Annotated in this window: 12 protein-coding genes and 2 pseudogenes; 5 read left to right on the forward strand and 9 right to left on the reverse strand. The window is 68.1% G+C overall.

All coding sequences use genetic code 11. The features are described 5' to 3' along the window. Positions 1-264: 264 nt before the first annotated feature. From ACFYWY_RS37575 to ACFYWY_RS37585, 3 genes and pseudogenes are all read left to right on the forward strand, one after another. Positions 265-360: pseudogene (locus tag ACFYWY_RS37575) on the forward strand (hypothetical protein); the annotation flags it as partial. 144 nt (positions 361-504) lie between these two features. Next, on the forward strand, positions 505-1380 hold the full coding sequence (locus tag ACFYWY_RS37580) for a multiprotein-bridging factor 1 family protein (RefSeq protein ID WP_389195807.1): 876 nt from the start codon (positions 505-507) through the stop codon (positions 1378-1380). 13 nt (positions 1381-1393) lie between these two features. Then, a pseudogene (locus tag ACFYWY_RS37585) lies at positions 1394-2201 on the forward strand (M20 family metallopeptidase); the annotation flags it as partial. Here ACFYWY_RS37585 and ACFYWY_RS37590 read toward each other — a convergent pair. The 7 genes from ACFYWY_RS37590 to ACFYWY_RS37620 all read right to left on the reverse strand — a co-directional run bounded on the left by ACFYWY_RS37590 (position 2164) and on the right by ACFYWY_RS37620 (position 9629). After that, positions 2164-2439 (reverse strand): patatin-like phospholipase family protein, encoded by a 276-nt coding sequence (locus ACFYWY_RS37590; RefSeq protein WP_389195836.1) that lies wholly within the window; start codon positions 2437-2439, stop codon positions 2164-2166. The pseudogene ACFYWY_RS37585 and the gene ACFYWY_RS37590 sit on opposite strands and share 38 nt — an antisense overlap. 88 nt (positions 2440-2527) lie before the next feature. After that, positions 2528-2902: a hypothetical protein gene (locus ACFYWY_RS37595; protein WP_389195810.1), complete on the reverse strand. Its 375-nt coding sequence runs from the start codon at positions 2900-2902 to the stop codon at positions 2528-2530. Further along, complete coding sequence (locus ACFYWY_RS37600) at positions 2899-3384, reverse strand: hypothetical protein (protein WP_389195813.1); 486 nt, start codon at positions 3382-3384, stop codon at positions 2899-2901. The genes ACFYWY_RS37595 and ACFYWY_RS37600 overlap by 4 nt, the downstream gene beginning before the upstream one ends. Then, positions 3381-4310, reverse strand: coding sequence for an acetoacetate decarboxylase family protein (locus tag ACFYWY_RS37605; protein ID WP_389195816.1), 930 nt, complete (start codon positions 4308-4310; stop codon positions 3381-3383). Before ACFYWY_RS37605 ends, ACFYWY_RS37600 begins: the two co-directional genes overlap by 4 nt. Next, positions 4307-5371, reverse strand: a complete 1065-nt coding sequence (locus ACFYWY_RS37610; RefSeq protein ID WP_389195819.1) for an alpha/beta fold hydrolase — start codon at positions 5369-5371, stop codon at positions 4307-4309. Before ACFYWY_RS37610 ends, ACFYWY_RS37605 begins: the two co-directional genes overlap by 4 nt. Next, on the reverse strand, positions 5368-7206 hold the full coding sequence (locus ACFYWY_RS37615) for a hypothetical protein (RefSeq protein ID WP_389195822.1): 1839 nt from the start codon (positions 7204-7206) through the stop codon (positions 5368-5370). The genes ACFYWY_RS37610 and ACFYWY_RS37615 overlap by 4 nt, the downstream gene beginning before the upstream one ends. Then, a complete protein-coding gene (locus tag ACFYWY_RS37620; protein WP_389195826.1) occupies positions 7203-9629 on the reverse strand; it encodes a GMC oxidoreductase in 2427 nt (808 codons plus the stop codon). Before ACFYWY_RS37620 ends, ACFYWY_RS37615 begins: the two co-directional genes overlap by 4 nt. Between ACFYWY_RS37620 and ACFYWY_RS37625 the strand changes: the two genes are divergently transcribed. Further along, entirely contained in the window at positions 9609-10178 is a 570-nt protein-coding gene (locus ACFYWY_RS37625) for a hypothetical protein (RefSeq protein ID WP_389195829.1), read from the forward strand. The two genes, ACFYWY_RS37620 and ACFYWY_RS37625, sit on opposite strands and share 21 nt — an antisense overlap. Positions 10179-10428: 250 nt before the next feature. Continuing rightward, entirely contained in the window at positions 10429-10923 is a 495-nt protein-coding gene (locus ACFYWY_RS37630) for a hypothetical protein (RefSeq protein WP_389195831.1), read from the forward strand. Positions 10924-11676: 753 nt separating this feature from the next. Here the strand turns inward: ACFYWY_RS37630 and ACFYWY_RS37635 are convergent. Beyond that, the gene (locus tag ACFYWY_RS37635) at positions 11677-12129 is read right to left on the reverse strand and encodes a DNA/RNA non-specific endonuclease (RefSeq protein ID WP_389195833.1); all 453 of its coding nucleotides are present in this window, start codon (positions 12127-12129) and stop codon (positions 11677-11679) included. Continuing rightward, positions 12062-12283, reverse strand: a complete 222-nt coding sequence (locus ACFYWY_RS37640; protein WP_389195839.1) for a DNA/RNA non-specific endonuclease — start codon at positions 12281-12283, stop codon at positions 12062-12064. Before ACFYWY_RS37640 ends, ACFYWY_RS37635 begins: the two co-directional genes overlap by 68 nt. Positions 12284-12663: the final 380 nt, after the last annotated feature.

Genomic DNA, 12663 nt, shown 5'->3' on the forward strand with positions numbered 1-12663 from the left:
CAAATGTTCGGCCGCGCAGGATTCGAACTCCTACGCAAGCGGGTCCTATTGGCGTGACCGAGCGTCACCGCACCACACGAAGTGGACCAGAGCCCGTTCTCGCGTACAGAGCCAGCGAGCTTGCCGAACCCGGACCAAGGCGGTCTCCCGGGTCTACCAGAGCGGTCCCCGCAAGCTGTGGGATGAGGTAGATGCCGCATACCGCTGGTGGGAGGGGGCCGAGGGTCGACCAGGCGTCCACCGGCTCGGCCTGACGGTCAGCCAGAACAGCTGGGCAAGCCCCTCACCGGCCACACCGGCTCCGTCTGGTCGGTGGCTTTCAGTCCGGATGGCAAACTCCTCGCCACCAGCAGCGCGGATCGCATCTCAATGGGTATGTCGAGGCCCCGGCCTGGCTCGTGCTGAACTCCGCCTTCGGCGCACCGTTTCCTCCGTCGGCTGGTGATGCCTTCAGGGTGGCTGCAGTCAATAAGGAAGGCCCCGGACAGACCGAAATGCTTTTCCGTGAGCGAAGCGCCCCGGACGACGGTGCAGCTCGTCGGGGCGATTGCCGACCAGTGTCCGTGGTTCGGGAGAGACTGGGAGACCGGTGAAGGGGAGGGGTGTGGCGTGGTGACGAGTGGTAGCGATTCGGTGCTCAAGCGAGCCCGGCTGGCGCGAAACCTGACCTTGGAAGAGGCCGCCAATGCCCTGAACGAGATTACGGGGGGTGCGACGGACGGGAGCCTGCTCAGCGCGTGGGAGTCCGGGCGGCGGCGGACTGGCAAGCGTAACCGCGCCGCTCTGTGCCAGCTTTACCGGGAGCGGAGCGAGGTGCTGTTTACCCATCAGGATGGTGCGGCCACCAGCGTGTTGGAAACGTCCGGGACGGACGTGGTGGTCAAGGTACTCACGCGCTGGACGGCCCTGGTTGAGGCGATGGTCGACGTTGTCTCCAGCGCCCGTGAGCAGTTGGTAGTCACTGGCAGCCGAAGCCGGGAGAAGGCGTACCTGGCCGCGATCGGGACTGCGGTCGCCCAGCGCCCGGACCTGGTGCACTACAGGGTGCTCTATGGTCCGCCCCGGCACCTTGAACTGGTCGGTCATTTAGTGAGGCTGCTCGAACTGCGAGATCCCTCTGCGCGCCGTAACGGGGTGAAGACCCTGCACATCGGCATGGTGGAGCCCGCTGCCGCCCTGGAGCGCTTCTTCGTGGCATCGGAGACGCTGGCGGTGGTGCCGCTGCCGTCCTTCCATGGGGCTGAAGGGTTCGACTGCGGCGTCCTACTGGGGCGCGAGGCTGCGGTGGGGCTGGTTCACCATGGGCGTGAGGCATGCGCCTCCGCGCGGCACGTGGAGACAATCGAGGCCGTGCGCGCGCTGCCGGTGCGGCACAGTTGAGGTGGGGAGAAGCATGAACGAGAACCTGCAGCAGGCCGCCCAGGAACGAATGACCTCCGTGGTGGCGCTTGCCCAGGAGCTGATCCGGCGGCCGAGCCGGGCCGGGATCGACGACTACGAGCCCGTCCTTGGGGTGCTCGAAGGCTGGCTCGCCGACCACGTCATGCCGCACCGCCGTCTGCACAATGACTCCGGCGAACTGGTAGGACTGCTCGTAGAGATTCCCGGGGGCCGGCCGGGGCCGTGGTGGGTCCTGGACGCCTGCGTGGACACCCCCCTACGGCAACGAAGCAGCCTGGTCGTTTCCGCCGGCCTGCGGGGACGTGGTGGACGGCTGGCTGCTGGGCCGTGGGGCGGCGGACTCGAAACTCGCCGCGGCGATGTTCTGCCACATCGCCGTCAATCTCAAGGCGTGCGCCGAAGGCCTGCACGGCGGTCTCGCAGTGCTCCTGGACGTCGACGAGCACACCGGCCACTTCGGAGGTGCCCGTGCGTACCTCGCCGATGAGGCAGCGGCCCGCCCGGCCGGGGTGATGATCGGTTACCCGGGGATGGAGGAAGTGGTGGTCGGCGGCCGGGGCCTGTGGCGGGCCTCCATCGCGGTTCACGCCCCCGCCGGGCATTCCGGTTCGAGCCGAACGGTGGTCGGTGCCATCTCGCGCGCCGCCCACCTCGTGCGGCTGCTGGATGACGCCGAACTGCCCGGCGTCGAGGACGGTTCGGGGTTTCCCCTGCCGCCGAAGCTGTCGGTGACGTCCTTGCACGGTGGGCAGGGCTTCTCGGTCACTCCCGACCGGTGTGAGCTGAACGTCGATGTGCGCCAGCGTCGCCGAAGGCGGGCAGTGCCCAGGGCCCCTTCAGATAGTCCGTGAGCGGCAGCAGCGAGCTGAAGTCGCGTACGCGCAGTTCGGACCATCGCCTGCCCATCTCCGCCGGGTCCTGTCCCGACAGCAGCATGCCCGCGGTCATGATCCCGCCCGAGGTACCGTCGACATGGTCGAAGCCCACACCGTGCTCCCGCAGTGCCCGCACCACACCGCTCTGCCAGGCGACCCGCATACCGCCGCCCGCCAGGAGCAGCGAGCGCCTCACGCTCCGGCCCCCGCGGCGGGCAGCTTCCCGGCCCGGTGCCCGAGCCGCCGCCACATCAGCCAGCAGAGCAGGGCGGTGGCCAGGTCGAAGAAGGCCACAGCAGCGCAAGCGGTCCGAACAGGTCCCGGGCGACGCCGATGCCTACCAGGGCGAAGGCGCCAAACTTCTGCAGGCCCGCCCAAAACAGCAGGTAGGGCGGCGGAGTGGCCGAGAGCAGCCCCTGGATGAGCAGGCCACCGATGATGATCATGAACATGCCGACAGTTGCGAACAGATGTCTGCTGGTCGCCGTCGAGTCCACCGACAGAAGGTCCAGGATTGGGCCCGGCGCAATCAGCTGGCACACGCCGGTCAGGACCGTCACGGCACCGATGAGCACGAGTACCAGGCAAAGCGGGTCGCGGGTGACTCGGCTGGGCAGCAGGCTCACTTGAGGGCTCCAAGCAGGTCGCCCTTGGCGACGATGTACCAGACGATCGCCGCCCAGGTGATCGTGGCGCCGACGAACCGGATGTCGTTGAGCTTCATCCAGCGCACCAGCAACGGCGTGAGCCCGGCCATGCCGTCGAACTCACCGCCCCGGATCCTCTTGTTGACCGGAACGATGATGCCCTGGCCGACCCACGTCAGCATGAAGATGCCAGCCAGGCAGACCGCTGACAGGACGACGTACCAGTGGCCCCACTCGCTCCACACCAGAATGATCCCGGAGATGAACATTGGGGGGACCACCACCGTGAAAAACTTGGTCGCCAGCGTGGTGGGCACACGGAAGTGGTCGTCGACGTTCTCCGGGGTGAGAACTCGCCAGGTGGGATAGAGAAAGAGTCGCAGCACCCACATGGTGCCCATGTACATGGTCGCGCCGTACAAGAAGTACAGCGTGTTGATCAGCAGCCACGTCTCTTTCATGAGCGGGCCCGGACATCGATGCTCGGCGGCTCCGGCCAGACCTGCGACAGGCCGAGGCCGACGACGCTGTCCAGCGGGTCGCCGTACGTTCGCCCCGGCTCGTCGCTGGTGAGGAACCAGCACTCGAAGTGGTCGTCGAGCACGCCCTGGGCAGAGGTCAGGTACACGGTGAACAGCGGGTCGGTGGCGATCCGCAGATCGTGCAGCCCGGCGACCTGGGGGGCGTCCCCGACCACGAGACGCGCCCGCGCCCGCCTGCCGAACGCGACATCGGCCTTGCCGTCGAAGTAGATGGACGACTTCATCAGCATGCCGCGGAACGCGCAGTAGTTCACCGCTCCCACGCGCAGCGGCAGCCCGGTCGCGGGCGGACGCTCGATCTCGATGTACATCCCAAGGTGTCCGTCGACCTCGTACTGGCTCGACACCGCGGAGTCGCTCACCTTGAAGTCCAGGTTGGCCTGGTGCTTGGGCATCCCCCAAATGCCCTTGCCGCCCTTCACCGAGATCTCGCTGCTGACCGGCAGGTCCACGACGTACTGCCCGGTGCGGAACGTGCCCCGCAGCAGTCCCGGCAGCAGAGGCGGAGCCGGCCGGGACCCGTGCGTACAGGCGATCGCGATGGAGTACTCGATGTACCGGCCGATGTCGGTGCGCAGGTAGTTGACGACCGTAATGACGAGCAGCCCTTTGCCGCCTGGGAGCGCGACGGGGTGGAGCTCGCTGCCGGGAAGCATCCGGGCAGCAGCCTCGCGGTCGATGGTGAACCCTGCCATCAGCGCGGGCGTGTCGACCGAGTCGACCGGCAGGGCGAACGGGATGCCGTCGACCAGGGCGTGTCGTCCGGTGAGCCGGCGCTGCCGACGCGGTACGGGAGACGGCACGACCGACAACCCCAGCCTGGCAAGGGGCAGGATCCGTTTCATCGGGCGAGCTCCTCAAGAATGAGTGGGTAGGTGTCGTCGGCCGCGCGGCGGCCCAGGAACACGTCGAGGTGTCCGTAGCCGGGCAGAAGGTGCAGGCTGTCACGGCCGGGCCGGTGCCTCTCCAGGAAGTCGTAGGTGCGTTGCTGGCTCTCGGCCAGGAAGCACCGGTTGTCCTCGCCGGCGAGGAGCACGATCCGCGCGTCGGTCTGGGGCGCCTTTTCGGCAAAGGACTGCGGCAGTCCCGCGATGCCCTCCATCGAGACGAGTTGGCCAGCCTGGATACACCGGTTCATCTGCGTGAAGAACGTCATGGGGACCGCGGCGAACTCGCCGCGGATCCAGTCGTGGGTCGCCTCGTCGAGATTCGCGTGAGACCACAGGGCAGGCCATCCGCTGCCATAGGTGAAACTGACCATGCGGCACACCGAATTACGACACTCCGGATGGGTCGCGCGAACGAACCAGACCATGAGCCGGGAGAGCGCGCCGGCCGGTCGGTCTCCCCATCCCGGTGAGATGTACGGCATCAGCCGGCCGACGACCGGCGCGACGCGGCCGATCTTGAAGGTGGACAGGCGGGGAACGACGGGGTGCAGCGACACCGCGTTGCTGACTACCGTGTCCACCTCGGGAAGCAGCCCCGCCGACAGCGCCATCATGAAGGACGTCGAGCCCTGGCAGTGCACGACGGCCTTGAGCCGGTCCGCGCCCGTGGCCGACAGCACCCGGGCCACCGCGGCTGGATGGTCGTACGCCGCCGCCTGGTCCAGGGTCCAGGGCACCGGGGCGAGGTCGATCGACGCGCGCCAGTTGAGCAGCCATACGTCCCAGCCGTCGTCGATCAGGGCGTCGACGAAGGTGCGTCGCAGCGGTGGCCGGAACAACTCGGCCCGTACCCCTGCGCCGTGCACCACGAGGACCGGGCCGCGGGTAGGCGGTTGCCGGCCCTGCACGTGTACCAGCGTCAGCGGCCGTCCGTCCAGTGCGGTCAGCGGCTGCACCTCAGTGACGTGATCGTGGCGGGTCGTGCGGGGTGAATCGGGCCGCGGCGTACCGGTCATGGTGTCCTCGCCTTCCGGGCGATCACGACGGGATCCTCGATCAGGCGGGCGGCCGGGCGGCTGCTGGGAACTGGCCGCCGCCACCTGGCGGCCGGGTGGTCCTCGACATCCTGAAGGTCCCAGTCGCGGCAAATGCCCTCGAGTACGAGCGGATAGAGGGTGAGGATGCCGTCCGGCGCGATGTGCATGCGGACGAACCCCTTGTGGTCCTCGATCGACTGGGCTGACATCGCCCACTCGGCGACCGCGCCACCGCGCGCCCGCAGTACCCACAGAGCGAAGAGTTCGGAGCCCACGGCTGCGCCCGCGAGAGCGGCGCTGCCGAGACACACCAGCAGTACACCCCAGCCGGGCCAGCTGCCCGGAAAAGGAATGGCCGTGGTGAGCATGGCCGTCAGGGCGACAGCGATCTGAGCCAGCGAGGCTGTCAGCGCGCTGGCCCGTGCCGGGTGTCTCCGCCTGCGCGTCAGGAAGAGGCTCCAGGCACGCCTCAGGAGCAGCGCCACCACGACCATCAGGCCCACCCCCACGAACCACAAGAGGTCACCGGCACCTGAGCGCCGAACAGCGGCGACGGGACTGCGACCGCCTTGCGACAGCGCGAACACAAAGCTGAGCAGCAAGAACAGGCCTGCGTGCAGCATCCCGGCCATCAGGGCGAACCCCCGATTGCGTCGCGGCAGCCAGTGGGGTGACCACGGCTTCGCGACGCACCGGGCGATCGAGCGGGACTCCTGCTCACTGGGGCGAATGTGCTGCGCGCGGGCGAACGCTGATGGCGGGTCGTCCTTCTGCCGCATCCGCGAGGTGCTGGGTGGCAGGGGAAGGGACGTGGGCAACCGGTGCGTGGACGCCAGGAATGCACCGCCCATCCCGCACGTCACCATCTGGCGCCGACGCGGATCCGGCGGAAGCGGGTCGTGGTCCGCGAACGGCTCCCCGGGGAACCGTTCCGCGTACCGGGAATAGTGGTGCTTGTCGCCAGTCAGCCACAGGCGGATCGACGCGCCGGTCTGCACCCGCTCTCCGGTCTCCCGGTCGAGTCTTGTCCGGATGATGTTCCGGTCGAACCAGTGGAGTGCGTTGAAGGCGTTGACTTCATCGTGGCTCTTGACCCACGTTGGCTCTGCGGAGCAGACGATCACACCGTCGCCCGGCAGCAGCCCCGCCGAGAGGTGGGATTCAAAGTATCGCCGCTGGGGGTCGTCGAAGTAGGACCCGAGCTGACTGTCCAGGCCGACGAGCCACCAGCGCTGCGGCAGCTGCACGACGAAGTAGCTCCGGGTTTGCCGGGTCTGCCAGCCTCCGATGCGCCGCCCTTGGGCGAAAATCCGCAAAAAGGCGGTAAGGCCGTCGTACCAGTCATGGTTGCCGGGTAGCGCGACCATGAGCGGCTGGTCCTCCGCTGTCGGAAGAGCGGCCCGGTACGGTCCCTTCATCCGGTCCTCGTACGCCGTCGCCGAGGCCACCGGGTAAGCCTCGTCCCCGCCGAGTACGAGCAGCGAGCCCCGGCGCAACGGAAGGGATGCGCCTACGTCGAGCTCGTCCGCCGCCAGGGCCCACGCCACTGAGCTCGTCGCGTCGAAGCCGTCACCGATGTCGGAAACGTAGTCGACCCAGATCTCCTCGGCGCCGGGGTTCTTGAGCGGTGCCGACAGGAGACTGCTCTCGAGCGCTCCCTGGATCTCCCGCTTGTCCGAGTAGTCGGCAAAGACGGCGGCCAGACCGGCCTTGACCGCTGTACGGGCCAGTTCCCTCGGGGCAAGCCACCGCACCGGATCCTGCGGGGTGAAGCGCAGCTCGTCGGCGTGCTTGCGCAACTCCCGTACGTTCACGTCGGCTCCCCGGTCGGCGCCAGGTGGAAGCCGTAGACGTCCCACAACTCGCCCAGGAAGAGACGGCCGAAGCTCTCCAGTGCCTGTACGCGATGCGGCCCCACGGCGCGGAAGGTTGTCAGCTGCTGGACGAAGTCACCGGCCAGGATGACGAGAACTCCCGCACCGAGCACCGGTACGGCGCCGCCACCGTTGCCGTCGGGCGGTACGTGTCCGGTGAGCATGCGGACGTAGAGCGTCGAGGTGTCGCTCCACACGTCGATGCCCGGGTCGTCGTGCACTTCCTTGTGACCCACGAGCGTGAGCGGACTGCCGCCCGGGTCGCGCAGGTGCAGGGTGTACAGCATCCGCCGCCGGCTCGGGTCCTCGCCGCGGGTGAACAAGTTGAACCAGCCGCCCTCGACCGGAAGCCGGCCGCCGAGTACGTCGCAGTCGATATGGCCGGCGGCCCTGGCCAGGTGCTCCGGGTCCGCGGTGAAGCGGTCGACGTCGTCCGCGGTGATGGTCAGCCGGAACGACAGCCGCTGGTTCAGCGAGCGGCCGAGCGCCCGTCCCTCCTCGGGGTCGTCGACGTCGAGTGCCACATACCCCTTCATCTCCTCGGTGAAGGAGAGGCTGGTGGGATGTTCGCTGTTCGCGGCGGCGGCTGGGACGTCCGCGAGCGGCGCTGGGGCGGTGGCAGCTGCCTGCTGCGCGACGCGCGGCGCGGCACGCTCCCCGAGGATGTGATGGCAGGCCCGGTCGGCGAAGGCGGCAATCGTGAGCGACGGGTTCGCGCCCACCGGGCCCGGCAGCACAGCGCCGTCGAGCACGTACAGTCCCGGGAAGCCAAAGACTTCGCCGAACGAGTCGCACACGCCTTCCGCGGCATGGCGGCCCATGGGCGCGCCGCCGAGGGGATGCACGGTGACCACCCGGCGGGTCCACCACAGCGGGTTGTCGCGGAATTCCGCGCCGAGCACGCCCGCCATGTCGCTCATGGTCGACCGCACGCGCTCGAAGTAGCGGCGCGACGTCTGAGTGGTCCAGTCGATGTCGAGGTAGCCGCGGCGCAGGCCCATCCGGCCGTCCGGAAGATCGCGGCCCATGCCGAGCAGGGGCAGTGACGAATCCGAGAACACGCCCGGTCCGAGGAGCAGCGCGAGCCGGCTGCTGATGTTGCTCTGCGGGTTGAACCCGAGGCGGGACCGCAGCCGGTGCAGGCCGAATCCCACGGTACGGCGGAGGCTGCCAGGCACTTGCGTTGCCTCAGCGAGCCAGTCCACGAACGTGGGATAGCCCGCGTCCTCGACGTAGAAGCCGCGTCCCGACGAGCCGTCCCCATCCAGCTCATCGCCCACGCGGACGGCGCTGGTGATCACCGGCCCTGTGCTGGCCGCCAGCGTCCGCGGTCCGCGTCCGGCTCCGCCGGCGGCCTTGAGGACCAGGCCGAGGAGATCGCCGTTGCCGCAGAACCGGGTGCCGAGAGCCGGGCTGATGCCGGGCAGCGCGGAGCGGTTGCGCAGGAGCAGGTACGTCGATCCGAACGAGCCGGCCGCCAGCACCAGACGCTTGCAGTTGATCCGGTGCACCGGCAGCTTGCCGGTCGGGGTGCGGTGGCCCTCGTCGGCCGCATCGTGGAGGACGTACCGGACCTCGTAGCCGCCGCCGGGCCGGGGCGCGAAGCCGCGCACCTCACAACGCGTGCGGATGTCGGCGCCGCGGTGCCGCGCGGCCGACAAGTAGGTGTGGTCCAGGGTGTTCTTGGCTCCGAAGTTGCAACCGACGTCGCATTCGCCGGACAGCCGGCAGGTTTCGCGCGGCAAGCCGTGGATGTTGCCATACCACGGCTCGGGGACGGGCGCTCCGGGGACCGGCACCTCGCCGCGGCGGCGGGCGAATGCAACGGCGAGGGGCGGCCGTGACACCTGTAGGCCCAGCCGGTCCGCCGCTTCCTGCATTGCGACGGTCTTCGGCGTGTCGTTGTAGGGGTACGGTGTGGCGCCGAGCATCTTCTCGACGTCGTCGTAGTGCGAATCGAGATCACGGCGGCTGATCGGCCAGTGCTCGTAACCCCCGCCAGGCAGCGGCGACTCGTGCACGAACCACTTATCGTCCTTGCGCAGCAGGACGTTGGCGTAGATGAGGGAGCCGCCGCCGAGGCCGCTGGAGACGACCCCCTCCAGACCGCGGAAGGACCAGATGTCGAACAGCCCGTGCAGGCCCTCGCTCGGGTCCCAGAAGTTGCGGGCCATACCGGCCGGCGTGCGGGGGAAGCTGCCAGGCGGGTACGGTTTGCCGCGCTCCAGAACCACCACGGACAGGCCGCCGTCGGCGAGTCGGTAGGCGGCGACTGAACCACCGAAACCGGAGCCGACCACGACGACGTCGACCTCGGTTCGGCGTTCGATTTCGGTTTGCCTGTGGAGCCGTTCGGTCGTCATGGGCAGTTCCCTTACGACGAATATGCACAAGCCGGCGCGAAATGGATCTTAGTTCGCTTTTCGCAGGCACACCAAGCAGACGGCGCGTCCGGGCGAGAGCGGCCGAACGCCCGCAGTGCCGCGTCGCGGGCATCGATGGCTCCGGCGTCCTCCGAAGCCGCCTCGGGATTGCTGGCCGACCGGCTGGCGCGGCTCGGCAGCGGCGCGGTGGTGCTCGGTGGCAGCGGGCTGACCGGCACTGAGTCGGCCGCGGAGATCGCCGAGCGGCACCCGGAGTTGAACGTCGCACTGCTGGGCCGGCAGGAACCCGGTGCGACCATGAACCCGAAGGCCAAGGCATATCTGCAGGCCGCCCTCGAGCGCCTGGGTGTCCGGGTGCGCAGCGGGATCGAGGTGGTGAAGGTGCTGCCCGATTCGGTCGAGCTGGCGGGCGGGGCATTGCCGCCGATGCCGTCTTGTGGACCGGACGTCGATCTCGAAGCCCGACCCTCGGATATTGCATCGGACGGGGGGATGCCGCAGGTCGCGAGATCAGCGGGATGTCGCTGAACTCATACACGTTACACAGAATCCGGGCGCTGCCGCGTCGGCGGCGCCTCGCTGCTCCGGGGCGCCTCGGTGAACAGAGTCGGCGGCTGGCCTGGCGTCCGTTGGGGTGCGTGACGAGTGTCGGTCCACCAGGGCGGCGGCGTTGCCATGGGACGCTCGCATCACTCCGCACGGGTCCACGTCGCCAGGACCGTGACCTTTCAAGGCGGTCCCGGGGACGCGCCGTGCGAATCCTGACGTGGGAGGCCCGGTGGATGTCAGCACGTTCTACGCACTCTTCTCGGCCACCTGCTTCACGCTGGTCGGCCTCTGGTGGAACGTGGTGCAGGGGCACCGGGACTGGCTGCGCGATCCGGCGCTGCGCCGGAGCGTTGGTGGTATCTATCTCTCGTTCCTGCTCCCCGCGCTCATGGGTCTCTTTGCGCAGGTCGGCGGCACCGAGACCCCGGAGATCTGGCGGTTCAGCTTCGTGGTGCTCGCCGTGATCGGCTGTGTGTCGATGCTGCGCCTGACCTGGCACAGCCGCCCAGACGGCCCGTCCGTGTTCCTGCCCCTGGCGCAGGCGGTGGCGGCCCTATTTTACGCCTTGATCGCGGTGGTGGGCGCGGAGCCCGAACTCGCCGACGTCGTCGACCTGAAGCCGATCCAGGCCGAGGCGGTTCTGCTGATCCTGCTGGTCGTCCTGGGCCACGGGTTGGTCTGGAGGTTCATGGCCGGCGAAGGCCGGCCCGCCGACGCGGACTAACCTCGCCCTTCCGGTTGGTGCGATGAGACGTCGCTGATCGTCGGCTGTGGGCGGGCGGGATGTTTTCGCTGCTTGGGCATGGTGGAGTCCCGGCGCGGTGGTCCGCCCGTACGAGACAGCGGGCCGTCCAGATCACCGCGCCCATACGCGACAGCGCCCCGTCCCTGGCATTGCGGCGACACTGTTGGCGTGTGGTGAAGTCGGCCCGGAGCGCGGTTCCGTTCTTTCGACCGGCCCGTTTCCCCGGAGCCGCTTCCCGAACCGGGCCTTCGACTTGGCACCGCACCCGGCTCTCCACAAGCCCCGAGGGCCTCGTGGTGGTTGTCTTCATCCTGTGGTCGTCCAGGGAGTAGGTCGGGATCAGACCGTTCTCATGGAACCCGGCGATGAGTTCGCCAGACTCGCACTTCGGCGCGGAGTTCGCGACGGCCACCACAAGGGCTTCCATAGTTCCCCATCCAGTGCCACTGTCCGGTCGCCCTACTCTCGGCGATGCGCTTCTTGGGTTCGACCGCCTCCTCCACGGAGAGGGCTCGGTCTTCACGAGGGTTCTTTTTGAGAATGCTCATTTCGTCCGTTTCAGTCACGTTAGGGCTGGCCGTTGCGTGCGCGCGAGTCCGACCGGCGCCTATCAGGCAAGTCCCAGACGTCACCTGAAGGCCGTAGAGGCTACGAAACAGCGGTGAGCCGCCGCGATGGTCGATATGGGAACGAATCGCCCGCATAGTGGATCTACGCGGGCACTGGCGGTATTTACACCGCGATTTCTTCGAACCTCCCTAATTGCGTCCAACGCTCCTCGGCACGCATCCGCGGAGGTAGCCGGTCAGCGGCCGGAAGCGGCCCCAAGTCCAAGCCGGTGACCTCTGCGAAATCAGCGACCGGTACCTGGAAGGTGCGGAAGGCGCCCAACGGGGGCGGATCTCCAGCCCTGGCCGCTTCAGCCAGAGCTCGCGCAGCGGCATCGCTGGTCAGATCGGGGCTTTGGTCCAGGACGTACGCAGTGGAGGCCAACTCACCGTCCTGCATGAACGCAGCGACCTTCCAGAACCGAAGCGGTACCTTGATGTCCCGGTACGGCGGGTCGGAGTCCTCAAGTACCGGTCCGGTGAATACCGACAGCTTGCGATCGAACGCCTCAGCATGGTCGAGCAAGAAGTTCTCCAGTCCCAGCCAGAGCTCTTTGCCCTGGTTGAAGATGTCCATTTTTTTGCGGGGCGGCGTTCGTGCAGTGGAACGTGTCGCTGTTAGCCGTCTCTGCCTCGCGTCCCGTGCCCCAGACCGGATCGAGCCTGCGGACGAGGTGGCCCTTGTCCAGCGGGTTGTTCTTGTAGACGGGGTGCCCCGTTCTGCTGACCATCGGAAAGGCGCGAGTCAAATCGCCAGTCGTCGTCACGCTCCGCGTCGACCAGCTTTAGCCGTCGATCATGACACCCGTTGACGCGGCCAGCCGTCGGTCGGGGCGAAACGCCACGCTGAAGTGGGTGTACGGCAGAACGACGGTCTCGACGGTTGGATCGGTAGGGATGGGCAACGGTACGGACGGCCCAAGGAACCGTTCATCGTAGCCCTTGCGGTTCGCCAAAGACTCACGCGTCACAGCCTCGGTGGCCGATGCAGGATCAGGGGAAGGAGTCATGACTCTCTAGTAGTGCTTCGTTAGGTCGGGGGCTGTCTTCTTCTGCTGGGTGTGGTGGGTAGGGCGCGTCCGCAGGTGGTGCAGGTTCCGGCCCAGCACCG

This window comes from Streptomyces sp. NPDC002870 (assembly GCF_042888505.1).
Lineage (GTDB): Bacteria > Actinomycetota > Actinomycetes > Streptomycetales > Streptomycetaceae > Streptomyces.